This is a genomic window from Gordonia amarae NBRC 15530 (assembly GCF_000241345.1).
GTDB classification, from domain to species: Bacteria; Actinomycetota; Actinomycetes; order Mycobacteriales; family Mycobacteriaceae; genus Gordonia; species Gordonia amarae.
On record NZ_BAED01000004.1, the window covers coordinates 78481 to 102832 of the forward strand.

At 67.4% G+C, this 24352-nt stretch carries 17 protein-coding genes and 1 pseudogene; 14 read left to right on the top strand and 4 right to left on the bottom strand.

All coding sequences use genetic code 11. From position 1 onward, the window contains the following. Nucleotides 1-120 precede the first annotated feature (120 nt). Complete coding sequence (locus GOAMR_RS01550) at nucleotides 121-555, top strand: hypothetical protein (RefSeq protein WP_005181794.1); 435 nt, start codon at nucleotides 121-123, stop codon at nucleotides 553-555. On the opposite strand, the gene GOAMR_RS01555 is transcribed toward GOAMR_RS01550, so the two are convergent. The 3 genes from GOAMR_RS01555 to GOAMR_RS01565 form a co-directional block, all read right to left on the bottom strand. After that, entirely contained in the window at nucleotides 524-2839 is a 2316-nt protein-coding gene (locus GOAMR_RS01555) for a hypothetical protein (RefSeq protein ID WP_138943541.1), read from the bottom strand. The genes GOAMR_RS01550 and GOAMR_RS01555 overlap by 32 nt on opposite strands. A gap of 97 nt (nucleotides 2840-2936) precedes the next feature. Beyond that, nucleotides 2937-3770, bottom strand: a complete 834-nt coding sequence (locus tag GOAMR_RS01560) for a thioesterase family protein (RefSeq protein ID WP_005181804.1) — start codon at nucleotides 3768-3770, stop codon at nucleotides 2937-2939. Nucleotides 3771-3795: 25 nt separating this feature from the next. Continuing rightward, on the bottom strand, nucleotides 3796-4674 hold the full coding sequence (locus tag GOAMR_RS01565; protein WP_005181807.1) for a RecB family exonuclease: 879 nt from the start codon (nucleotides 4672-4674) through the stop codon (nucleotides 3796-3798). 96 nt (nucleotides 4675-4770) lie between these two features. Between GOAMR_RS01565 and GOAMR_RS01570 the strand changes: the two genes are divergently transcribed. The 3 genes and pseudogenes from GOAMR_RS01570 (at nucleotide 4771) to GOAMR_RS01580 (ending at nucleotide 10013) form a co-directional block, all read left to right on the top strand. After that, the gene (locus tag GOAMR_RS01570; RefSeq protein WP_005181810.1) at nucleotides 4771-5601 is read left to right on the top strand and encodes a tRNA (adenine-N1)-methyltransferase; all 831 of its coding nucleotides are present in this window, start codon (nucleotides 4771-4773) and stop codon (nucleotides 5599-5601) included. Between the two features lie 177 nt (nucleotides 5602-5778). Beyond that, nucleotides 5779-7545: a proteasome ATPase gene (gene arc / locus GOAMR_RS01575; RefSeq protein ID WP_005181813.1), complete on the top strand. Its 1767-nt coding sequence runs from the start codon at nucleotides 5779-5781 to the stop codon at nucleotides 7543-7545. A 144-nt stretch (nucleotides 7546-7689) separates the two neighbouring features. Further along, nucleotides 7690-10013: pseudogene (locus GOAMR_RS01580) on the top strand (FHA domain-containing protein). A 26-nt stretch (nucleotides 10014-10039) separates the two neighbouring features. Here GOAMR_RS01580 and glgP read toward each other — a convergent pair. Next, on the bottom strand, nucleotides 10040-12718 hold the full coding sequence (glgP, locus tag GOAMR_RS01585) for an alpha-glucan family phosphorylase (protein WP_050942549.1): 2679 nt from the start codon (nucleotides 12716-12718) through the stop codon (nucleotides 10040-10042). 159 nt (nucleotides 12719-12877) lie between these two features. On the opposite strand from glgP, the gene dop reads away from it, so the two are divergent. The 10 genes from dop (at nucleotide 12878) to GOAMR_RS01635 (ending at nucleotide 24191) form a co-directional block, all read left to right on the top strand. Then, on the top strand, nucleotides 12878-14377 hold the full coding sequence (gene dop, locus GOAMR_RS01590; RefSeq protein ID WP_005181823.1) for a depupylase/deamidase Dop: 1500 nt from the start codon (nucleotides 12878-12880) through the stop codon (nucleotides 14375-14377). A gap of 155 nt (nucleotides 14378-14532) precedes the next feature. Next, entirely contained in the window at nucleotides 14533-14724 is a 192-nt protein-coding gene (locus GOAMR_RS01595; RefSeq protein ID WP_040514036.1) for a ubiquitin-like protein Pup, read from the top strand. Beyond that, nucleotides 14721-15596, top strand: a complete 876-nt coding sequence (gene prcB / locus GOAMR_RS01600) for a proteasome subunit beta (RefSeq protein WP_005181827.1) — start codon at nucleotides 14721-14723, stop codon at nucleotides 15594-15596. The genes GOAMR_RS01595 and prcB overlap by 4 nt, the downstream gene beginning before the upstream one ends. Continuing rightward, a complete protein-coding gene (gene prcA / locus GOAMR_RS01605) occupies nucleotides 15593-16384 on the top strand; it encodes a proteasome subunit alpha (protein WP_005181829.1) in 792 nt (263 codons plus the stop codon). Before prcB ends, prcA begins: the two co-directional genes overlap by 4 nt. A gap of 192 nt (nucleotides 16385-16576) precedes the next feature. Then, the gene (gene pafA, locus GOAMR_RS01610; RefSeq protein WP_005181832.1) at nucleotides 16577-17935 is read left to right on the top strand and encodes a Pup--protein ligase; all 1359 of its coding nucleotides are present in this window, start codon (nucleotides 16577-16579) and stop codon (nucleotides 17933-17935) included. Nucleotides 17936-17951: 16 nt separating this feature from the next. Beyond that, nucleotides 17952-18956: a helix-turn-helix transcriptional regulator gene (locus GOAMR_RS01615; protein WP_005181835.1), complete on the top strand. Its 1005-nt coding sequence runs from the start codon at nucleotides 17952-17954 to the stop codon at nucleotides 18954-18956. A 4-nt stretch (nucleotides 18957-18960) separates the two neighbouring features. Then, a complete protein-coding gene (locus tag GOAMR_RS01620; protein WP_085949020.1) occupies nucleotides 18961-20022 on the top strand; it encodes a helix-turn-helix transcriptional regulator in 1062 nt (353 codons plus the stop codon). 50 nt (nucleotides 20023-20072) lie between these two features. Beyond that, nucleotides 20073-20318 (top strand): Sec-independent protein translocase subunit TatA, encoded by a 246-nt coding sequence (gene tatA / locus GOAMR_RS01625; RefSeq protein WP_005181841.1) that lies wholly within the window; start codon nucleotides 20073-20075, stop codon nucleotides 20316-20318. 18 nt (nucleotides 20319-20336) lie between these two features. Then, complete coding sequence (tatC, locus tag GOAMR_RS01630) at nucleotides 20337-21266, top strand: twin-arginine translocase subunit TatC (RefSeq protein WP_005181844.1); 930 nt, start codon at nucleotides 20337-20339, stop codon at nucleotides 21264-21266. A 135-nt stretch (nucleotides 21267-21401) separates the two neighbouring features. Continuing rightward, on the top strand, nucleotides 21402-24191 hold the full coding sequence (locus tag GOAMR_RS01635) for a DEAD/DEAH box helicase (protein WP_040514063.1): 2790 nt from the start codon (nucleotides 21402-21404) through the stop codon (nucleotides 24189-24191). Nucleotides 24192-24352: the final 161 nt, after the last annotated feature.

Here is a 24352-nt window from a genome sequence, read left to right on the forward strand (position 1 = left end):
GCCGGGGAGTGGGATATCCGACGTTTGCCGGGCATCCGCTGCGGAAAACCCACGCTGTGCCAGCGGAACGATTCCGGGGGCTGTCGTTGCCTGTGAGACCCGTGCGGCTACGGTGTGCCGATGACGCTGACGGTATCCGCGCAAGTGGCATTGATCCTGGCCGGGCTGATCTTCCTGTGGGCTCTGCTGCTCGGTACCTGGAAGTTCCGGCAGATCGCCCGCAGCCCTCAGGGACAGGCACACATCTACGTCGATATCGCGCACCGGGCGGCCCTGATGTACTCGTTCGCGACCGGCCTGCTCGCCGCCTTCGTGCAGTTCAGCGCATGGCCCACCTGGCTCAATGTGACGGCGCTGGGCGTGGTGGTGTTCTTCTTCGTGGCGGCGATCGCCTCGTACTGTCTGCACGGCTGGAAACGGGACACCGAGAATCAGCTGAAACCGCTGCACCCGGAGACTGCCGCCTTTATGGTCGCGCTGATCGTCGGCGAGGTGGGCGGCAGTGCGCTGATCCTGGCCGGCTTCATCGTGGAACAGGCCAAGAGCTGGGGCTGATCCCGGGGGAGCGTGTGTCGGTGACCAGGCGCGACCATCGATTCAGCGGCGCAGTGTCCAGGACGAGTGCGCCGCCGGGCACCGGATAGATCCGGCGTGAGGTGTTCACCTCGTCCTGCGCCGCGAGGGATACCGCGCCGGAGCGGTCCGCCCGCAGCACGATGTGGTCGGCGATCACCCAGACAGCACCGTCGGTGGCAGCCACGAGCTGGGGAGAGCGCGGCACGACGGCACCTGGCCGGACGCCGTGCGCCAACTGAATCCCGACAGGTGCCACAGTCCGTGATCGGTTCCCGCTCTTCTCGCGCGGACCGACGACCGTGGTTCGAGTGGTGCCGGTGATCCGCTCGACGGTGTTCCAGGTGGCCACCCACAGCGCCCCGTCGGTTGCCCGGACGGCGTCGACGACCTCGCCGCTCGCCACGCGAGCAAGGGAGCCGCGATCACTCACCCGCCACAACCCGTCTGACGACAACAGCAGGGGACGTCCGGTTGCCCGCACATCGGGAATCAGTGCGGCGGAGCCGAACGTCGTCGGATCCAGCGCGAGCCGCACCGGCGCTCTGCCTGGCTCACCGTGGGTGAGCGTGAGGTTGTACGAGGCCTCAACGGTCAGGTGCGGGTCATCACCGGCGCCCGACGGCGAGGTGCCGGTGGCCGGGCGCCCGGACTCCTCGAGCCACCAGAGTCCGCCCATGCCATCGGAGATCGGGGACCCGCCGACATTGCGGATCGGGGCGTGCCGCCAGGATGCCCGTTCGGTACCGTTCGCGTCGAAGATGGTCCAGGTGTCCTGACCGGCCCTGCTGCTCACGTACGTTCCGCCGAGGTCGAGGGGCGCGATCGGATAGCGGGCCGCCGGTCCCGCGACCGGCACGGTCCGCAGCGGCGGTGCCAGCCGGGGCACATCGGCCAGACAGGTATCGGCGGGAGGTTTCAGCGGCGAGAGCTGCTCCGTCGTGGTGCGCACCACCTGGAACGAGTCGTACGCACCGTGCATCAGGTATAGCAGGACCGAGCTGTCCGCGTCGACCGTCATGCCGCGGGTCAGGCCAGGCAGCGGATCGGCGATCCGACTCTGCACTCCTGCCGCGTCGACATGGCTGACCCTGGTGGTCCGGTCGACCTCGTGGGCGATCCACCATCCGCCCTTTCCGTCGGGCTGTGCGACCGGCTCACCGGCGAAATAGCTGCGGACGGGATCGGAGGTGGAGCCGCACGACTCGTCGGCCGCCCCGGCGAGCCGGGTCACGGTTCCGTCCGGTGTCAGGAGTTCGAGCCGGTAGCCATAGCTTCCGGCGCGACGGGACCTTAGCGCGCCGGCCGCGCTGGGCACCAGACCGGCGACGTCGGTGACCGCGGGTGTGATCGAAGGCAATTGCCCGGCGTCGGCGGGGAGGCCGGAGGCGAGCTGCCCGACGCGGACCGAACCATCGAGTGCACGCATCCACACGGTGCCGTCAGTGCCGATGTCACCGGCGGTCGCCACGGAGCCGAGGGTGCTGACCGAACCGTCACCGTCGATCACGGTGACATCGGTACCCGCCTGAACGGCGATCGAGTCCCGGTACGTACCGAGAATGCGGGCGGTGCGTCGTTCGGTCCGCATCAGAATCCGGGTCCGGCCGTCGTCGCCCACCGCTGTCATCGTGTCACCGTCATAGAGGACCGGCCGGCCCGACAGCAGGCCGAGCCGCGATTGCAGACTCGGTGTCACCAATCCGCGGATTCCTTCCGGATCGGTGTCGAATCCCGCCGCGGTCACGCGCTCGAACGCTGCCGGAACCGCGGGTGGCGCGGCCACCGACCCGCGCGAGGGCAGGGGAAGGACCACGGCCACCAGCGCCACCGCGATCACCGCGACGACCGCGAGGGCACGAGCCGGCGCACACGTCGCGGCCGGTCCGATCGCCAGCGCCCCGGAGACGAGACCGCACACCAACGCCACGATGGGAGCGGGCGTCACGTCGACGCCGATCAGCGCGTGTGCGGCCAGCCCGGTCATGATCGCGGCACCGGCACAGATACCGGCCGCGGCGAGGGCGCCGCGCCGCCGCAGCGCCGCGACCACCAGGAACGGCACCACCACCAGCAGGAGCGCCGCCGGCTTCCCGACGACCTCCCACCCCGGAGACGTCGCCGGATCACCACGAAGCACCCGAGCGGTGACCACCCAGGGCGCATCGTCGGCCCGCCACCACGGAAACCACAGGGTGGCACCCGAGACGAGGGCGGCAATCGCCGCCACGATCACCCGCACCGACATGGCATCGAGCCTAGGCATGCCACGAGAGGACGGATCGGTGCCGACCGGCGATTCCGCCGTTCAACCGACGAACAAGCGCGCATCGGCCGGCGCCGGCGCCCGGGACTCGGCAACCTCAGTTCTTGACCAGCAGCACCGTCTGCGCCGACCTGCCCAGGTATCCGTTCACGTCGAACAGGTCGGCAAAGGTGGCGCCGTAACCGGCGTCGCCGCGGGTCATCTCGGCGTCGATGCCGATCCACGGCCCGGTCGGCTCGTGGGTCAGATGCACCGTGGTGTCGGTGTTCATCCACGACCACTCGAAGGGCTGCAAGGTGGTGCCCACCCCGTTGGCGATATCGAGGACGGTGAAGATCGACTCGATGTCGGTGGTCTGTTCACCGGCCACCAGAGGCAGCGACGGACGGATCCAGTACGCATCGGTCGCACCGTTGGCCGATGGCAGGTTGGCCGAGACGACGGTCGCGAGAAACCCGATCGAACCCCAGTCGACGCCGGCGTCATGGGCCCGCACGCCCGGTCCGGCATCGACGGTGTCGGGGTGGGGATACGGTTCGCGCGGTGAGTGCGCGGCCTCGGTGGTGTCGGCGGTGCGCATCCGCCACGCCGACGTGCGGCCCACCAGGCGGTACGAGCCGTCGGGCTGCTGCACCTCCAGGTCGGTCGAGAGCATCGAGATCTGGCGGCCCGGCCGGTCGACGCGGGTCCGGACCCGGTTGATGCCGAAACCGATCGCCCCCAGGATGTCGGTGGTGATCCGGGTGTAGTGCTGGGTGGGATCGGGACTGTGCCGGGTCAGCGACCGCACCATCAGCCCCGACGGCGGGCCCCCGTGCTGCAGGGCCGGCGACCACACGCTCTGCGTCGCCTGCGTCGGCCGGAAGTATTCGAAGCCGTCCTCGTCGGGTGCGCCGTCGCCGACGGGCTCGTAGTAGCTGCTGAAGTCCACGCCCTGAACTGTAGGACGTATCACCTCAGTCGAATCCGGGTGGGGGACCGGGGTAGCCGGGGACGGTGCCGCCGAACTCCGGGCACCGGGCCTTGTGCTCGCAGAACCGGCACAACCAGGACTTCTGGGGCCGGAAGTCACCGGTGACCACCGCCTCGCGGATCGCCGTCCAGATGGCGGTGAGTGTGCGTTCGAACCGTTGCAGCTCGGCCTCGTCCGGGGTGTAGGTGAGTTGCTGGCCGTCGGCGAGATACATCAATTGCAGCCGGTCGGGCACCACACCACGGTCCCGCCACAACGCCAGCGCGTAGAACTTCATCTGGAACAGGGCCCGCGCCTCGCCGGTCTCGCCCGGCGACCGCCCCGTCTTGTAGTCGACGACCCTGACCTCGCCGGTCGGGGCGACGTCGATGCGATCGACGAACCCGCGCAGCGGCAGCTCGGCCGAGTGCACCTCCAGGTACTCCTCGCACGACGCCGCGTCGAACGCGGTGGGGTTCTCCATCGAGTAATAGGTGGCGATCAGTTTCTGAGCTGAGGCGATGAACTCGTCGGCGGCCTCGGGACCGACCACCTCATGCAACGACGGATCGCCCTCACACAACGCCGCCCACGCCCCCTCGACGAGTAGTTCCGCCGATTCGCGGGTCCGTAGATCGGCCGGCATGTCGAACAGGTTCTCCAGTGCGGCATGCACCACCGTGCCCTTGGTCTGCGCCGGAGTAGGGGTCTCGGGGAAACGGTCGATCGTCCGGTACCGGTACAGCAGCGGGCACTGTTTGAAATCGGCAGCCCGCGACGGGGACAGCGCGAGGGGACGGCCGACGATCCCGCGGGCGTCGGTGCCCCCCGGGTCGGATAACCCGGGTGAGTTGTCGGCTGGACGGTCGACGGCGGTGGTCACATTGGCAGGTTAGGCCCCGGCTGTGACAATGTCGTGCGGACACTCACGCTTCACGGCCCCACAAAGGGCCGGGGCAGACGAAGGGATTCACCACTTATGCGCGCGACCGGCCCGTTCACCGTCGGTGACCGTGTACAACTCACCGACGCCAAGGGTCGCAAGTTCACCGTGGTTCTCGAAGAGGGCAAACAATTCCACACCCACCGCGGCGCGATCAGCCACGACGACCTCATCGGGGCGCCCGAGGGCTCTATCGTCTCGGCCACCAGCGGCACCCAGTACCTGGCGCTGCGGCCGCTGCTCGTCGACTACGTGCTGTCGATGCCGCGCGGCGCGCAGGTGATCTACCCGAAGGACTCGGCCCAGATCGTCACCGAGGGCGACATCTTTCCCGGAGCGCGGGTGCTGGAGGCCGGCGCCGGATCCGGCGCGCTGACGTGTTCCCTCCTGCGGGCGGTCGGTGCCGAAGGAGAGGTCCGCTCATACGAGGTGCGCGAGGACCACGCCGAACATGCCCAGCGCAACGTCGAGACCTTCTTCGGGGGCGCCCCCGACAACTGGCGGCTGGTGGTCGACGATCTCGCCAACCACGACCCGGCAGACCAGTACGACCGCATCATTCTGGACATGCTCGCCCCGTGGGAACCCCTCGACGTGGTGCGCCGGACATTGAAACCAGGTGGAGTTCTGGTGATCTACGTCGCCACCGTCACCCAGCTGTCGCGAGCGATGGAATCGCTGCGGGACCAGGAATGCTGGACCGAACCGCGGGCCTGGGAGTCGATGGTGCGCGAATGGAGCGCGGTCGGTCTGGCCGTGCGTCCCGAACACAGAATGCAAGGTCACACTGCTTTTCTGATCACCGCCCGGCGGCTGGCCGACGGAACGACCACCCTGCGTCCCCAACGGCGCCCGACCAAAGGCTGACATCTTTACCGGCTCCGGGTGTTCACCGGGGAAACATCACGCATACGCCGCGGCGACACACATTTAACCCCGCAACCGGACCGTAAGGTGTGCCGCGCAAAGCATTGCGCGCCGCACCCCGGTAGCGTGGAGTCACGGTGCATCACTCGAGTGTGCTGCCGGGGAGAGGAGTCAGCAATGACCGAATCTGACCGTCATGACAATGCAAACCGGGCCGCCGAGGCCAGGACGTCGAACTCCGGGGACTCGTTTGTCCCGGCTTATTCGCCGACAGCGGCGTCGGGAACGGATGCCAATCGTGATCGTGAACTGCAGCAGCGGGTCGACTCGCTGACGGTACGTAACGCCAAGCTCCTCGAAACGCTGAAAGAAGCGCGTCAGCAACTCATCGCCCTGCGCGAGGAGGTCGACAGGCTCGGCCAGCCGCCGAGCGGCTACGGTGTCCTGCTCGATGTGTACCCCGACGGCACCGTCGACGTGTTCACCTCGGGCCGCAAGATGCGGCTGTCGTGCTCGCCCAACATCGACACCGACATCCTCGACAAGGGCCAGACGCTGCGCCTGAACGAGGCACTGACCATCGTCGAGGCCTGCGAGTTCGACTCGGTCGGCGAGATCAGCACACTGCGTGAGGTGCTCGCCGACGGTAAACGCGCCCTGGTCGTCGGCCACGCCGACGAGGAGCGCGTCGTCTGGCTCGCCGAACCGCTGGTCGGTTCGATGGAAGGCGATGTCGACGGACCGGGCCGTAAACTCCGGCCCGGCGACTCGCTGCTCGTGGACACCAAGGCCGGTTTCGCGTTCGAACGCGTCCCCAAGGCCGAGGTCGAGGACCTGGTCCTCGAAGAGGTTCCCGACGTGGGTTACGAGGACATCGGCGGTCTCGGCCGGCAGATCGAGCAGATCCGTGACGCCGTCGAACTGCCGTTCCTGCACAAGGACCTGTTCCGGGAGTACGCGCTGCGCCCGCCCAAGGGCGTGCTGCTGTACGGCCCGCCCGGGTGCGGTAAGACGCTCATCGCGAAGGCCGTCGCCAACTCGCTGGCCAAGAAGATCGCCGAGGTCCGCGGTGACGACGCCAACGAGGCCAAGTCGTACTTCCTCAACATCAAGGGTCCCGAGCTGCTCAACAAGTTCGTCGGTGAGACCGAACGGCACATCCGGCTGATCTTCCAGCGGGCCCGCGAGAAGGCCTCCGAGGGCACCCCGGTGATCGTGTTCTTCGATGAGATGGACTCGATCTTCCGGACCCGTGGCTCGGGTGTGTCCTCCGACGTGGAGACCACCGTCGTGCCGCAGTTGCTCAGTGAGATCGACGGTGTCGAGGGCCTGGAAAACGTCATCGTTATCGGTGCCTCCAACCGTGAGGACATGATCGACCCGGCCATCCTGCGGCCCGGCCGTCTGGACGTGAAAATCAAGATCGAGCGGCCCGACGCCGAGTCGGCGCAGGACATCTTCTCCAAGTACCTGGTCGATGCGCTGCCGGTCCACGACGATGATCTGAACGAGTTCGGCGGCGACAAGGCGGCCTGCATCCGCGCGATGATCGAGCGGGTCGTTGACCGGATGTACGCCGAGAGCGAGGACAACAGGTTCCTCGAGGTCACCTACGCCAATGGCGACAAAGAGGTCATGTACTTCAAGGACTTCAACTCGGGCGCGATGATCCAGAATGTCGTCGACCGGGCCAAGAAGTACGCCATCAAGTCGCAGCTCGACAGCGGCCAGCCGGGTCTGCGGGTGCAGCACCTGTTCGACTCGATCCTCGACGAGTTCGCCGAGAACGAGGACCTGCCCAACACCACCAACCCCGACGACTGGGCCCGGATCTCGGGCAAGAAGGGCGAGCGGATCGTGTACATCCGCACGCTGGTCACGGGCAAGAACTCCGGCGCCAGCCGGGCCATCGACACCGAGACCAACACAGGCCAGTACCTGTAGGACAACCGCACGTGAACGCTCCGGGTTCCCTCACCTGCGACGGGACGGAACCCGGGGCGTTCGCGTGTGCGGCACGCCGTTCGTAGTCCGCTTGTACGACGATCTGTCGCCCGGCCGGGAATCAGGCATTAGAGTCATCGCGTGATGACCACTCCCCAGGGATTGCTGCCATGCCGGGTGAACGTCAACGGGCAGGTCTTCCGCCTCGGCGGTGCCCCCCAGACGACGTTGGGCCGAACACCCGAGAACGATATCGTCGTCAACCATCCGCTGGTCTCGCGGCGGCACCTGGCGTTCGTGTGGCGCGGCAACCACTGGGCGGTCATCGACGCCGGAAGCACCAACGGCTACTTCGTCAACGGCCGCCGGCTCGCGGAGTTCCCGATCAGCGGACCGGTACAGTTGCGGCTCGGTGACCCCAATACCGGCCCGGTCGTCGAGGTCATCCCGGAGCAGGCGCCGAGGCAGGCGCAGATGCCGCCGCCCCACCAGCAGCCGCGTCGGGAAACCATCACTGTCAGCGTCGGCGGACCGGCCCGCACCATCGGCCGCACCCCCGACAACGACATCGTCGTCAACGACGTCCTGGCTTCCCGCCACCACGCGCGGTTGTCGCAGGTCGGTGAGGGCCTGGTCCTGGAGGACCTGCACAGCGTCAATGGCACCTTCGTCAACGGCTCTCGCATCAGCCGGGCCGTGTTGCGTGAGAACGACGTCGTCACCATCGGTAACAGCGACTTCGTGGTCAGCCGTGGCAATCTGCTGCGCGGCCAGGAGGAGTCCGTCGTCGCCGACGGCGTGCAGGTCACCGCGGTGGGACTGACGGTCGACGGCGGCAAACAGCTCCTGCAGAATGTCTCGTTCAACGCGGCCCCGGGCACTCTGACCGCCATCATCGGGCCGTCGGGTGCCGGTAAGTCGACGATGTCGAAGATCGTCGCCGGCCTGGCCAACCCCACCGCCGGATATGTGACGTTCGAGGGCCGCAATGTCCACGAAGAGTATGAGGCGTTGCGCACCCGTATCGGGATGGTGCCGCAGGACGACGTGCTGCACATGAAGCTCACCCTGCGTGAGGCGTTGCGGTACGCGGCCGAACTGCGGCTGCCCACCGACTCGTCGAAAGCTGACCGCGACCAGGTCATCATGGGTGTGCTCGCCGAGCTGCAGCTGACCGAACACCTCGACACCCGTGTCGACAAACTGTCCGGTGGCCAGCGTAAACGCGCCTCCGTCGCGATGGAACTGCTGACCGGGCCGTCGCTGCTGATCCTCGACGAACCGACCTCCGGTCTCGACCCCGCCCTCGACCGGCAGGTGATGAAGACGCTGAGGCTGCTCGCCAACGCGGGCCGCGGGTGCTGGTGGTGACGCACTCGCTGAGCTACCTGTCGATGTGCGACCAGGTGCTGCTGCTCGCGCCGGGCGGCAAGACCGCCTATTGCGGTTCGCCGGCGCCCTCGAACGTGATCGCGGCGATGGGCACCAACGACTGGGCCGAGATCTTCGAGTTCGTCGCCTCCTCCCCGGACGTGGCGGCCTCGCGCTACCAGTCGGGACGGATCCCCACACCACCCGCTCCACCGGCACCGCGTAGCGGCAAACCCATCCGGGCGCCACAGACCAGCATGGTGCGGCAGATCAGCACCATCGGCCGCAGGCAGGTGCGGCTGATCTTTGCCGACCGCGGCTATCTGGTGTTCCTCGGAGTGCTGCCGCTGGTGCTGGGGCTGCTCACCCTCGTCATCCCGGGCGACAAGGGGCTGAGCTTGAACAACGCCGACAACCCCGGCGAGGCCGTGCAGATCCTGGTGGTGCTCGTCCTCGGTGCGATGTTCATGGGTGCGGCGCTGACGGTGCGCGACCTGGTCAGCGAACGGGCAATCTACGAGCGGGAACGTGCCGTCGGCCTGCGTCCGTCGTCGTATCTGGGTGCCAAGATCATCGTGTTCTTCGTGATCGCCGTTCTGCAGGCCGGCGTGATGCTCGCCATCACCTACGCCGGCCGCGGCACGCCGAGCGAGGACGGATTCTTCCTGGTCGGGTCGCTCGAACTGTTCGTCGCGATCGCCCTGCTGGCCTGTGTCAGTGCCCTGATCGGTCTGACCATCTCTGCGGTGGTGAAGTCCGCCGAGCAGACTATGCCGCCGCTGGTTCTGGTCGTGATGGTGCAGTTGGTGTTCTGCGCCGGTCTGTTCCCCCTCGCCGGTCGCGCGGGCCTCGAACAACTCGCCTGGCTGTTCCCGGGCCGCTGGGGGTATGCGGCATCCGCGATCGCGGTGGATCTCACCAAGATCGGGCCGCTGGCCCCACAGACCCAGGACGAGCCGCTATGGGAGCAGACGGCCACCGCCGCGTTCCTCAGCTACGGGATCCTGATCGCGATGGGTGTGCTGCTGGTGTTCGTCACCTATTCCCGGCTGACCCTCAAACGCAAGAGCTCGCCCGGAGCGGCCAACCGCGGGTAAGCCCGTGGCCGGCCGCCCCGGCCCGCTCAGGACGAGGTGACGGCCGCCGCCCCGGTGGCGCCGTACCCGGACGCGGTGATCACCACACCCGGTCCCGCATCCTCGGCCGTACCCGACGGATACCGGACGAAACCCAGCTCGGCGTCGTCTGTCAGATTGGGGTGCTTGGGCAGGACCCGCGCGGTGTATCCGTGCCTGCCCGAATGCCGCGGCGACACCACCGCGGAGAACAGGGTGCGGCCCGAGGCGTCCGGCCCGCCCGTGGGTGCCATCTCGGTGATGGTCGGGTCGAGGATGTCGCCCTCGGCGGACACCCTGCCGACGAGCGCCTGCACCGCCACCCGTTCCGGCGTGAGACCGCCGAGTTCGACGTGCGCGGTCAGCGTCACCGACGCACCCGGTGTCGACTCCGGATCGGCGGTCGCGGCGTCGGAACCGGAGTCCTCGACACCCAGGATCTGCACCGCACCCCATCTCTGGTTGAGCTGGCCGCGGAACCCGGCCAGATCGCGGGCGCCCGCGTAGTCATCGGCGCAGATCAGCTCGAACGAACTCGCGGCAGGCGCGTACAGGGCGGTCGTGTAGTCGCGGACCATGCGTGAGGCCAGCACCTTCGGGCCCAGTTCGGCGAGGGTGTGGCGCACCATCTCCACCCACCGTTGCGGGATGCCGGCCTCGTCGCGGCCGTAGAAGAGCGGGATTACCGACTCCTCCAGCAGCTCGTAGAGTGCCTGGGCCTCCAGGTCGTCGCGACGGTGTTCGTCGGTGACTCCCTCGGCCGAGCCGATGGCCCATCCGTTCTCGCCGTCGGCCATCTCGTCCCACCAGCCGTCGAGGATCGACAGGTTGAGGCCGCCGTTGAGGGCGGACTTCATGCCGGAGGTGCCGCAGGCCTCGAGCGGGCGGACCGGGTTGTTGAGCCACACGTCGCAGCCCGCGTAGATGTGACGGGCCATCGAGATGTCGTAGTCGGGCAGGAAGATCATCCGGTCCCGCAGGTCCGGATCCTCGGTGAACCGGACCACCTGCTGGATGAGCGACTTGCCGCCGTCGTCTGCGGGATGCGCCTTACCCGCGATGACCAGCTGCACCGGCCGGTCGGGGTTGGTGAGGATCGCGCGCAGCCGGTCCGGGTCCCGCAGCATCAGCGTCAGACGCTTGTAGGTGGCCGCGCGGCGGGCGAATCCGATGGTCAGGGCGTTCGGGTCGAAGATGTCGGTGGTCCAGCCGAGTTCGGCGTCGGTGAACCCGCGGTCGCGGCCACTGGCCAGTGCCCGCCTGCGGACCTCGTCGACCAGTTCGGCACGCAGGTCGTTCCGCTGGGTCCAGATCTTCTCCGCGGTCAGTTCCCGGTACACGGCCTCGGCCGACGGCGAGTCCGGGTCGGTGAGGTGCTGCCAGGCCGGGGCCACCCAGGTGGGACCGTGGACACCGTTGGTGACCGAGCCGATCGGCACCTCGTCGGCGTCGAAGCCCGGCCACAGGTCGGCGAACATCGCCCGGCTCACCTCGCCGTGCAACTCCGACACACCGTTGCTGCGCTGCCCGAGCCGGAAACCCATGTGCGCCATGTTGAAGATGTTCGGGTCGGCCTCGTCGCCCAGATCGAGCACGGTGGCGGTGTCGAGACCGCCGAGCAGGCGTGAGCGGCCCTCGGTGTCGGGGTCGAGGTAATAGCGGACCAGGTCGACCGGGAAGCGGTCGATGCCGGCGGGCACCGGCGTGTGGGTGGTGAAGACGTTGGAGGCGCGCACCACCGACTCGGCGGTGTCGAAGTCGAGGGCTTCGGGTCCGGTGACCAGCTCCCGGATGCGTTCGACACCGAGGAAACCGGCGTGCCCCTCATTCATGTGGAACACCGACGGCTGGGCGCGGCCGGTGAGCCGGACGTACTCGCGGATGGCGCGGGTACCGCCGATACCGAGCAGGATCTCCTGTTTGATGCGGTGGTTCTGGTCGCCGCCGTAAAGCCGGTCGGTGATCGCGCGCAGTTCCTCGTCGTTGCCGGCGAGGTCGGAGTCGAGCAGCAGCAGGGGGATCCGGCCGACGGTCGCCACCCAGATCTGGGCGGTGAGCACCCGGCTGCCGGGCATCGGGATGGTGATGGTCACCGGGGCGCCCTCGCCGTCGGTGAGGAGTGTCAGCGGCAGCGCCGTCGGATCGTTGACCGGGTAGCGCTCGATCTGCCACCCGTCGTGGCTCAGGCTCTGCCGGAAGTAGCCGGACCGGTAGAACAGCCCGACACCGATCAGCGGCAGCCCGAGATCCGAGGCCGCCTTGAGGTGGTCTCCGGCAAGGATGCCGAGGCCGCCGGAGTAGATCGGCAAGACCTCCGAGATACCGAACTCCATCGAGAAGTAGGCGATGCCCACGGGCGGGGAATGGGTCGGATCGTCGTCGAGGGTGCCGGAGTAGTCGCCGAACCACGCGGAGTCGGCGAGATAGGACTCGAGGTCGCTGGCCGCCTCGTTCAGCTTGTCGAGGAATGCGGCATCGGTGGACAGTTCCGCGAGCCGCTCGGGGGCGACCTCGGACAATAGCCGCAGCGGATCACGGTCTGCCGCCCAGAGTTCGGGGTCGACCGTGGCGAAGATGTTCTGCGTGGGCGTATGCCAGGACCAGCGCAGGTTGTGGGCGAGGGCGGACAGGTCGGCGAGGGAGTCGGGCAGTGGTACCCGAACGGTGAACCGGCGGAAGGCTTTCACACGGTTGTACGCTACCGAGCCGCGGGCGTTGCTGCGACCGGATGCGAGGGCCGTCCGGTTAACACTGTGCGACAAGGTCGCGGGACTTCCCGGCCCCGGGCGGCGCGCGCCGGACGGCCATGTGCGGAATCCGATCGGCGCGGCCATTAGGCTCGAAGGATGCAGCGAATCATCGGTACCGAGGTCGAGTACGGCATCTCCGCGCCCGGCGACCCGACCGCGAACCCGATCATGACGTCCACCCAGGCGGTCCTGGCGTATGCCGCCGCCGCGAGTGTTCCCCGCGCCAAGCGCACACGCTGGGATTACGAGGTCGAATCACCGCTGCGTGATGCCCGTGGATTCGACCTCGGCCGCGGTTCCGGTCCGGCGCCGATCATCGATGCCGACGAGATCGGCGCGGCCAACATGATCCTCACCAACGGTGCGCGGCTGTATGTCGACCACGCCCACCCCGAATACTCGGCGCCCGAGGTGACCGACCCGCTGGATGCGGTGATCTGGGACAAGGCCGGTGAGCGGGTGATGGAGGCCGCCGCGCGCTACGTCGCGAGCGTGCCCGGCGCGCCGAAGCTGCAGCTGTACAAGAACAACATCGACGGCAAAGGCGCCTCGTACGGCACCCACGAGAACTACCTGATGGACCGCAAGACCCCGTTCACGGCGGTGATCGCCGGCCTGACCACGTTCTTCGCCTCCCGCCAGGTCATCAGCGGCTCCGGCCGGGTCGGGATCGGGCAGTCCGGCGACGAGGCCGGGTTCCAGCTGTCGCAGCGCGCCGACTACATCGAGGTTGAGATGGGTCTGGAGACCACCCTCAAACGCGGCATCATCAACACCCGCGACGAACCGCACGCCGACCCGGAGCGCTACCGACGGCTGCATGTGATCATCGGTGATGCGAATCTCGCCGAGACCGCCACCTACCTCAAGGTGGGCACCACCTCGCTGGTGCTCGACCTCATCGAGGCCGGGGTTGACTTCTCCGACATCGAGCTCGCGCGCCCGGTGACCGCGGTACACACCATCAGCCACGATCCGACGCTGCAGGCGACCGTGGCCCTCACCGACGGACGCGAGCTCACCGCCTTGGCGCTGCAACGCGAGTATCTCGAGCGGTGCACCCGTTTTCACGAGCAGAACCACAGCGACGACACCCGTGCCAAGCACGTGCTCGACACGTGGGCCGAGGTGCTCGACAAGCTCGAACGCGACCCGATGGAATGCGCCGATATCCTCGACTGGCCGGCCAAGCTGCGCCTCCTCGAAGGCTTCCGGCAGCGTGAGGGCCTGACCTGGTCGGCGCCGCGGCTGCACCTGATCGACCTGCAGTATTCGGATGTGCGCCTGGACAAGGGTCTCTACAACCGGCTGGTCGCGCGCGGCTCGATGAAGCGGCTCGTCGACGAGGCCGACGTGACCCGCGCCATCACCTCCGCCCCGGAGAACACCCGCGCCTACTTCCGTGGCGAATGCCTGCGCCGGTTCGGTGCCGAGGTCGCGGCGGCGAGCTGGGATTCGGTGATCTTCGATCTGGGCGGCGAATCGCTCGTGCGGATCCCGACACTCGAACCGCTGCGTGGCAGCCGCGCCCACGTCGGTGCGCTCCTCGACTCGGTGGACTCGGCGGCCGAATTGGTCGGGCAACTCACGAATTAGGGGCCGACACCCCTCGTGTCATGACCGCCCGCCGCGGCACGGGCACCGGTAGGGTGGACAGCACGACAATCGGTGAAAACGGTCGCACCGGTGCCACGCACCGTCGGCCCTCGCCGATACGGCTCGCCGACAGGCGATCGGTAAGGAGGCAGCAGATGGCGCAGGAACAGACCAAACACGGTGGCGGCGGAGACGACGAGGGTCTCGGTCCCGACGGCAGTGCCGGTCAGGAGCGGCGTGAGAAGCTGGCCGAGGACACCGACGACCTGCTCGATGAGATCGACGACGTGCTGGAGGAGAACGCCGAGGACTTCGTGCGCGCGTACGTGCAGAAGGGCGGCCAGTGAGCGACCGGTTCAGTTCTCACACTCCCGGTTCCCAGTTGGGCCCTACCCTGTCTTTCGGGGCTGACATCTCCTCATTCACCGAGTACCTGCGGGTGCACGCACCCGATCAGCTTCCCGCCGCCCGGGCCGAACGACTCGCGGCGATGCAGGGCGGCGACGCCTCGGACATCCCGCACGGCACCACCATCGTGGCGGTGTCGTACCCGGGTGGGGTGGTGCTCGCCGGTGACAGGCGGGCGACCATGGGCAACCTGATCGCCACCCGCGACGTCCGCAAGGTGTACCTCACTGACGACTATTCAGCCGCGGGTATCGCGGGCACCGCGGGTATCGCGATCGAGATGGTCCGGCTGTTCGCCGTGGAGTTGGAGCATTACGAGAAGCTTGAAGGGGTGCCGCTGACCCTCGACGGCAAGGTCAGCCGCCTGGCCTCGATGGTCCGTGGCAACCTGGGTGCGGCGATGCAGGGCCTGGCGGCGATCCCGCTGCTGGTCGGCTACGACATCGACCACGCCAGCCCGGACGAGCGCGGCCGGATCTTCTCCTTCGACGTGGCGGGTGACCGGCACGAGGAGTTCGGCGGCTATCAGGCGATCGGGTCGGGTTCGGTGTTCGCCAAGTCGTCCCTCAAGAAGCTGTATCGCCACGATCTGGACGAGGCGGCGGCGCTGGCGATCGCCGTCGAGGCGCTGTACGACGCCGCCGACGACGATTCGGCAACCGGCGGGCCGGATCTGGTCCGCAAGATCTTCCCGACGGCGGCCGTGGTCGACGCGACCGGTTCCCGTGAGGTGCCGCCCGCCGACATCGAGGCGGCAGCCCGCACAGTGGCCGAGCGCCGCACGGCAGAGCACGAGGGGGAGGCGCGATGACTTTTCCGTATTACGCCAGCGCCGAGCAGATCATGCGCGATCGCTCGGAGCTGGCCCGTAAGGGTATCGCCCGGGGCCGCAGCGTCGTGGCGCTGACGTACGCCGACGGTGTGCTGTTCGTCGCGGAGAACCCGTCGAACACGTTGCGCAAGGTCAGCGAGATCTACGACCGCATCGGTTTCGCCGCGGTCGGCAAGTACAACGAGTTCGAGAGCCTGCGCAAGGCCGGTATTCAGCTCGCCGACATGCGCGGCTACAGCTACGACAGGGCTGACGTGTCGGGGTTGTCGCTGGCCAACGCCTACGCCAACACCCTCGGTGCGGTGTTCACCGAGCAGCCCAAGCCGTTCGAGGTGGAGCTGTGCGTGGCCGAGGTGGCCAAACCGGGCAAGCCCGGGGTGTCGCAGCTGTACCGGATCAGCTACGACGGCTCGATCTCGGACGAGACGCGCTTCCTGGTGATGGGCGGTGCCACCGAGGCGATCGCGGCCACGCTACGGGAGAAGTACGAGTCCGGGCTCAGTCTTGCGGATGCGCTGACGCTCGCCGTCGACGCCCTGGCCACGCCACCCCCGGCCGCCAACGGTGCGGCGGAAGCACCGCGCCGCGAACTGACCGCGGGTGATCTGGAGGTCGCGATCCTCGACCACAACCGTCCCCGCCGCGCCTTCCGCAGGCTCCCGGCGAAGACGGTGGAGGAACTCCTGGCCCAGGTGGCCTCCGCGTCCGGCGAGCCGGAACAGGCCAAGACCGACGTACCACCCACCACAGAAGACCAGCCCGAGTAACCCGCAGGACGGGTACAAAGCCAAGTTCCAGACCAACCGATCCGGTGTTTGTGCTGCTGACAGGCTTGGGCGCGTCGTCTGGACCGAAGACACGCGAGCGAGGAACGAGCCCCGCGTGTCCAAGGGAAGACGACGCAGCAGCCCAAGCCTGTCAGCAGCACAAACACACAATCTAACGAGTAGGGTTGAGCCGTGCAGCGTCGAATCATGGGGATCGAGACAGAGTTCGGAGTCACGTGCACCTTTCACGGGCATCGTCGGCTGAGTCCTGATGAGGTGGCCCGGTATCTGTTCCGCCGGGTGGTGTCGTGGGGCCGGTCGTCGAACGTCTTTCTGCAGAACGGTGCCCGGCTGTACCTGGATGTGGGTTCGCATCCGGAGTATGCAACTGCCGAATGCGACAGCCTGATCCAGTTGGTCAATCATGATCGTGCGGGTGAGCTGGTTCTCGAGGATCTGTTGATCGACGCGGAGCAGCGGCTGGCCGATGAGGGTATCGGCGGCGATATCTATCTGTTCAAGAACAACACCGATTCGGCCGGCAATTCGTACGGCTGCCACGAGAATTATCTGGTGGTGCGGGCGGGGGAGTTTTCCCGGATCTCGGATGTGTTGTTGCCGTTCCTGGTGACGCGGCAGCTGATCTGTGGTGCGGGTAAGGTGCTGCACACGCCGAAGGCGGCCACCTTCTGTCTGTCCCAGCGTGCCGAGCATATCTGGGAGGGCGTGTCGTCGGCGACCACTCGGTCGCGGCCGATCATCAATACCCGTGATGAGCCGCATGCCGATGCCGAGAAGTACCGTCGCCTGCACGTGATCGTGGGCGATTCGAATATGGCGGAGATGACCACCTTGCTGAAGGTGGGTTCGGCGACGCTGGTGCTGGAGATGATCGAGGCGGGGGTCAGTTTTCGCGATTTCGCTCTCGATAATCCGATCCGGGCGATCCGTGAGGTCAGCCACGATACGACTGGTCGTCGACAGGTGCGTCTGGCCGGTGGTCGCCAGGCGAGTGCTTTGGAGATTCAGCGCGAATACTATGCGCGTGCCGTGGAGCACATGACCAACCGGAAGCCGGATCCGGAGATGGATATGGTCGTCGACCTGTGGGGCCGGGTGCTCGATGCGGTGGAGTCGGGTGATTTCTCGAAGGTCGACACCGAGATCGACTGGGTGATCAAGCGCAAGTTGTTCGAGCGGTACCAGAATCGGTATTCGATGGATCTGGCCGATCCGAAGATCGCTCAGCTCGATCTGGCCTATCACGACATCAAGCGGGGCCGCGGTGTGTTCGATGTGCTGACCCGTAAGGGTTTGGTCGCGCGGGCCACCACCGACGAGGCGATCAAGGAGGCGGTGGACGAGCCGCCGCAGACGACGCGCGCGAAGTTGCGTGGTGATTTCATTTCGGCGGCGCAGAAGGCGGGCCGCGATTTCACCGTCGACTGGGTGCATTTGAAGTTGAACGATCAGGCGCAGCGCACTGTGCTGTGTAAAGACCCGTTCCGCAGCGTGGATGAGCGCGTCGATCGCTTGATCGCTTCTATGTGACCCGTAGGGTTATCGGGTGGCCAAAGCGAGAATCACACCGGACGAGCGAATTCTGAGTCTGGTTATCTGCCTGTTGCATGCGCCGCAATACGTGACGGCGGAGTACATCCATAAGCAAGTGTCCGGGTACGCGTCATCGAAATCGCCGGAGTCGTTCAAACGAATGTTTGAGCGGGACAAGCAGAGTTTGCGTGAGATGGGCGTCCCGATCATCTCGGGCCTGACGCCGGACGGGGTGGAGGGTTACCGCATCGATCCGGCCAGTTACGCGCTTCCCGAGATCACCCTCGATCAACAGGAGGCGGCCGCGATCGCGATGGCCGTCGCGTTCTGGGAGGTGCCCGAGGTGGCGGCACTGTCCAGGACGGCGATGCTCAAGCTGGAGGCGGCGGGGATCGACCTGCCCGACGACGCGTTCGACGGTATCGAGACCACGGCGGGACGTGGTGCCGACGCCGAGCCGGTGCTGGCGGCGCTGGTTCGGGCCGTCGACACCGGTCGCGTGGTGACATTCGAGTACCGGGCGGGCAGTACCGCCGCTCCGGTGACCCGGACGCTGGAACCGTGGGGCGTGGTCACTCACCGCGGCCACTGGTACGTGGTCGGGCACGACCGGACGCGCGAGGCCACCCGGACTTTCCGCTTGTCGAGGCTGTCCGCTGTGGAGGTGATCGGTAAGGACGGGGCGGTGGTGATACCCGACGGCATCGATCTGCAGCAGACCGTGGCCGACACCGTGGCGTCGGCCGTCGGCACCACCGAGGTGATCGCCCATGTGTGGGTTGCCGCGGGGCGGGCGCACGGTTTGCGCCGGATGGCCCGGCAGTTGACGCCGCACCGGTTGGGCGATGAGGACGGCGATCTGCTGGAGATCGAGGTGCGTTATCTGTCGACGGTGGTGCGGGCGATTCTCGGTGCCGGTGCCGACGCGGTGGTTCTCGATCCACCGGATCTGCGCGCCACCGTGATCGGTGCGCTCGACAGCGTGATCGGGGCGACCGGCGATCGAGAAGGGGTGTGACGGCCTGATGACCTCCAAACCGACGCGGTTGACCAGACTGCTGGCGATGGTGCCGTACTTCCAGGCCCGTGATGGGATCTCGATCGCGCAGGCGATGGCCGACCTCGGGGTGACCGAGCGTGAGCTGTACGCGGATCTGAATCTGCTGTTCGTGTGCGGCCTTCCCGAAGGCAAGGGCGGCGACCTGATCGACCTGGCTTTCCCGTTCTACGACGACCCGAAGGATCTGGTCGAGGTCGAGTTCCGTGAGGGAACGGTGTCGGTCATCTTCTCCGCCGGCATGGACAGGCCGCTGCGCCTGACCACCGCGGAGGCCACGCCCTTGCTGGTGGCCTTGCGGCAGTTGGTGAAGACTCCGGGACTGGTGGACTCGGCGGCCGTCGACCGTGCGATCGCGAAGATCGAGACCGCTGTCGGTGCGCGGGTCACCGGTGTCGCCGCGGCCGCTGAGACGACGCGCACCGAGGATGCGGACTCGACGTATGCCACGATCAGGAACGCGGTCCGCGACGAGCGTGCGCTGAGGTTGCGGTACTACACCGCGACCCGCGATGAGACGAGTACCAGGACCGTCGACCCGATCGCCGTCAAGGTCGTTGACAGCGCCACTTATCTGGAGGCGTGGTGCCGCGAGGCCGAGGGCAGAAGGCTGTTCCGGTTCGATCGGGTCGATGAGGCCACCGCGCTCGATGAGCCGTCCCGCCCGCCGGAGGAACCGGAGTCGGCGGCGGTGTCCCCGGTGCTCAGTCAGAATCCCGAGCTGCCGGTCGCGGTGATCGAGATCGATCACCGGTTGAAGTGGATCCTCGACTACTACACGGCGGAGCCGATCGATGACGTCACCGAACGGGTCGATGACGCCACGGCAGACTCGGAGCAGCGTCCGATCCGGGCGCGTCTTGTCTTTGCCTCCGAGGACTGGCTGACCCGTTTCCTGCTGGGCTTCGGCGGTGATGTCCGTCTCGTCCGGATCGAGGCTCCCGGTGCTAGCGCCGCGACCTCGGCCGACGCGGTCACCACCGCGATGGCCGCGCGGGCCGCGGCGGCTCGCGCGAGGTACGCGTGAGTATGTGGTCGGGTAGCATGGCCGGGTAACTACCTGGGAGGTTGGGCGTCATGGGCGCTATGTCGTGGTGGCACTGGGCGATCGTCGCGATCGTGGTCATTGTTCTCTTCGGTTCCAAGAAGCTGCCCGAGGCGGCACGGGGCCTCGGACAGTCGTTGCGCATCTTCAAGAGTGAGGTCGCCGAGATGCAGAACGACGGTAAGAAGGCCGCGCCGGAGGCGTCGCGTGAGCTCACCGCCAAACCGGTCGACCCGGGCACCGGGCAGTCGGCGGACGACGTCAAAAAATCCGCTTAACCCGGCACGGTCTGCCGGGTGCGTATACCTCTGGACCCGAGGAAGCGTAAACGCAAGGTCAACCCCGACGGCACGATGTCGTTGGTGGAGCACCTGTACGAGTTGCGCACTCGGGTGATTGTGTCCCTGGTCGCGATCGTCGTCACGACCATCATCGGTTTCGTCTGGTACAGCACCTCGTTCTGGGGCCTGGAGTCGCTCGGGGAGTTGCTGCGCCGTCCCTACTGTGACCTGCCGCCGGAAACCCGGGCCGCGTTGTCGGCCGACGGCGAGTGCCGGTTGCTGGCGACCGGTCCGTTCGACCAGTTCATGCTGCGCCTGCAGGTGGGGCTCACCGCCGGTGTGGTGCTCGCCTGCCCGGTCTGGCTGTATCAGGTGTGGCAGTTCATCACCCCGGCGCTGATGAAGAACGAACGTCGCTATGCGCTCTCGTTCGTGTCCTGCGCGGCGGTGCTGTTCGTCGCGGGTGCGGTGCTGGCCTACCTAGTGGTGGCCAAGGCTTTCCACTTCCTGCTGACCGTCGGCAGCGATGTGCAGATCACGGCTCTGGCCGGTGACCAGTACTTCAGCTTCATCCTGCGCTTGCTCATCGTGTTCGGGGTGAGTTTCGAACTGCCGCTGCTGATCGTCGCGCTGAACCTGATCGGCGTCCTCAGCTATCGGCGGCTCACGTCATGGCGGCGTGGCCTGATCGTGGGGATGTTCACCTTCGCGGCGATCATTACCCCGGGCTCCGATCCGTTCACGATGCTGGCGCTCGCGCTGGCGCTGACCGTGCTGCAGGAGGTCGCCATCCAGGTCGCGCGCATCTCCGACCGTCGCAAGGCCAAGCGTGCGGCACTCAACGAACAGCTCGCCGACGAGGAGGCCAGTACGCTACCCGCACCGTCATCGGAGCCACGCGCGTCGGTGGTCGCACCGGCGAAGGCATTCGATGACATCCTGTGACCGGACATCCTGTGACCGGACATCCTGTGACCGGACATTCTGTGAGCCGACATTCTCTGAGGGGGACATTCTGTGAGGGTGCCGGACATCGAACCGCGTGGTGATGAACTCTCAGGCACAGCCGGCCCAGCCGAGGTGAATCCCGACGAGGCCGTCGGCCCGGAGCTGACGGCGTTTGCCGCCGGGCTCAGGTTCGCGCTCGACCCGTTCCAGCATCGCGCGTGTGTCGCGCTCGAGGCCGGGCACGGTGTGCTGGTGTGCGCGCCCACGGGTGCGGGTAAGACGATCGTGGGGGAGTTCGCCGTGCACCTGGCGCTCGCCGCCGGCACCAAGTGTTTCTACACGACCCCCATCAAGGCGTTGAGCAATCAGAAGTACGCCGATCTGGTGGCGGTGCACGGCGCCGCGGCGGTGGGCCTGCTGACCGGTGACGTCGCGATCAACCCGGGCGCACCGGTGGTGGTGATGACCACCGAGGTCGTCCGCAACATGATCTACGCCGGGTCGCCTGCCCTCGAGGGTCTGTCGCACGTGGTGATGGACGAGGTGCATTTCCTGGCCGACCGGTTCCGCGGCGCGGTATGGGAAGAGGTGATCCTGCACCTCGATCCGGCGGTGCGCGTGGTGAGCCTGTCGGCCACCGTGTCCAATGCCGAGGAGTTCGGCGACTGGATCAAAACGGTACGCGGCGACACCACCGTGATCGTCGACGACCACCGTCCCGTGCCGCTGTCTCAGCACGTGCTGGTCGGCAACCGGATCTTCGATCTGTACGAACACGCACCACACGGCCCGGGCAAGAAGGGCGGGCGGGAGGTCAACGCCGACCTCAAGCGGTACATCAGGCACAAGATGCTGACCAACGACGACCGGTTCTCCGACTCCCGTGGCCGGGGCCGGGGACGGGGCCACCGTGGTGGTGGAGGCCCACGGGCGTCGCGTCCGGATGTGGTGGCGAGCCTGGACCGGGACGGGTTGTTGCCCGCGATCATGTTCATCTTCTCCCGTAAAGGCTGTGACGGGGCGCTCGCCCAGTGTCAGCGGTCCCGGCTGTCGCTACTCGAACCTCACGAAGTGGCGGCAGTCGACGAGATCGTCGACAAGCACCTGACCGATATCGCTCCAGCGGATGCGGAGATCCTGGGGGTCGAGCAGTGGCGGGCGGGTCTGCGGCGTGGTTTCGCCGCCCACCACGCGGGGCTGCTGCCCACGTTCCGGCACGCGGTGGAGGAACTGTTCGCAGGCGGCCTGGTGAAGGTGGTGTTTGCCACCGAGACACTGGCGTTGGGCATCAACATGCCCGCCCGGTCCGTCGTGCTCGAGCGCCTGGTCAAATACAACGGTGAGGCGCACGTCGACCTGACACCGGGCGAGTTCACCCAGCTCACCGGACGGGCCGGCCGCCGCGGCATCGACACCGAAGGCCATGCGATCGTCCTCTGGACGCCGGAGGTGGTGCCCGAGCAGCTCGCCGGGCTGGCCGGGGCGCGCACGTTCCCGCTGCGCAGTTCGTTTGTGCCCGAATACAACATGGCGGTCAATCTGCTCGGCAGGATGGGGTTGGCGGGCGCGCAGGAACTGCTGCATCGCTCATTCGCCCAGTTCCAGGCGGACCGGTCGGTGGTCGGGCAGGCCCGCAAGGTCGACCAGGCCCGGATCCGGCTACGCAAGACCGACGCGCAACTGTCAGAACTGGCGACCGCGCGAGGCATCGGACGGCGGGACACGGAAGGAGACGCCGACAATCCCGGCAACGGCTTCCTCGACTATGTCGACCTGCGCGAGACGATCCGGCGACGGGAACGGGACCTGAAGTTCCACCGCCGGGTCGAGACCAATCAGTCGATCGTGGAGGACCTCGGTGCCCTGAAGAAGGGGCATGTGATCGGGCTGCAGGGCCGCCGGCATCGCGGTCTGGCGGTGGTCCTGGAACCCGCCGCCCACGCATCGGATCCGAAACCGCTTGTGCTGGTGGAGGATGCCTGGTGCGGTCGCATCGATGAGCGGGACTTCGTCAATCCGCCGCAGGTCCTGGGCAATATGCGGCTGCCCCGGCATCCCGACCGCAGCACCGGCCGCGGCCGCCGCGACCTGGCCTCGGCCTTGCGCGCGACCGGCATCGAGATGCCACGCGGGCGGGGTAATAAACGGGCACCGGCCGCCGACGACGCCGAGCTCAAACGCCTGCGCACGGAGCTGCGGGCGCATCCGGCGCATCGCCTCGACCCCGGCGACCAGTTGTTCCGGCTCGCCGAGCAGCGCAACCGGCTGCTGCGGGAGATCCTGAGCGCCGAACGGGACATCGCGTCCCGGACCTCCACGCTGGGCGTCACGTTCAGCCGGATCGTCGACGTGCTGGCCGAACTGGGTTATGTGACCCGCACCGGCGACAGCGTCGAGGTGGAGGATGCGGGCCGGTTGCTTGGCCGCATCTACAGCGAGAGCGATCTGCTCGTCACCGAATGTCTGCGCGCCGGCGTGTGGGAAGGGCTGTCGCACAGCGACCTTGCGGCGGTGGTCTCGGCGATGGTGTACGAATCGCGGCGCGACGGTGCGGGCGGGGTCGATTCGGTCCCCGGCAATCCGCGCCTGCGGGGCGCGCTCACCGACACCGTCGAGGTGTGGCAACGGCTCAACGAGGTCGAGCGACGGCACCGGGTGTCCGCGACCCGTGAGCCCGACACCGGATTCTCGGTCGCCGTGGCGATGTGGTCATCGGGGAGATCGCTCACCGATTCGCTCGCCGCGGCGGGTCAGGCCGGACAGCTGCTGTCTCCCGGCGATTTCGTGCGCTGGAACCGGCAGGTGATCGACCTGCTGGAACAGATCAGGATCAGTGTCGGACCCGACGCGCCGCTGTCGACGACGGCCGCGCGGGCGGTCGGGTCGATCCGGCGCGGAGTGGTCGCCGCGGAGCTGGGCTGACGAGTTCGGGTGCGGTGAGCGTGCCCACACTTGCGCGGACCCGCACCCGTGTGCCGCCCATGCTGTACCCGCAGCGGCTGCGGTAACGTGCAGGGCAACGGTGCGCCAGGAGCGCGCTGATGCGTGCCACACCGACCAATCGAAGTGCCCGGTCGTGAAGA

What these genes read in the sequence shown, in the direction of transcription:
- GOAMR_RS01550 (WP_005181794.1), top strand. Translation starts at nt 121, where the DNA reads ATGACGCTGACGGTATCCGCGCAAGTGGCATTGATCCTGGCCGGGCTG.
- GOAMR_RS01555 (WP_138943541.1), bottom strand. Translation starts at nt 2,839, where the DNA reads ATGCCTAGGCTCGATGCCATGTCGGTGCGGGTGATCGTGGCGGCGATT.
- GOAMR_RS01570 (WP_005181810.1), top strand. Translation starts at nt 4,771, where the DNA reads ATGCGCGCGACCGGCCCGTTCACCGTCGGTGACCGTGTACAACTCACC.
- arc (WP_005181813.1), top strand. Translation starts at nt 5,779, where the DNA reads ATGACCGAATCTGACCGTCATGACAATGCAAACCGGGCCGCCGAGGCC.
- dop (WP_005181823.1), top strand. Translation starts at nt 12,878, where the DNA reads ATGCAGCGAATCATCGGTACCGAGGTCGAGTACGGCATCTCCGCGCCC.
- GOAMR_RS01595 (WP_040514036.1), top strand. Translation starts at nt 14,533, where the DNA reads ATGGCGCAGGAACAGACCAAACACGGTGGCGGCGGAGACGACGAGGGT.
- prcA (WP_005181829.1), top strand. Translation starts at nt 15,593, where the DNA reads ATGACTTTTCCGTATTACGCCAGCGCCGAGCAGATCATGCGCGATCGC.
- tatA (WP_005181841.1), top strand. Translation starts at nt 20,073, where the DNA reads ATGGGCGCTATGTCGTGGTGGCACTGGGCGATCGTCGCGATCGTGGTC.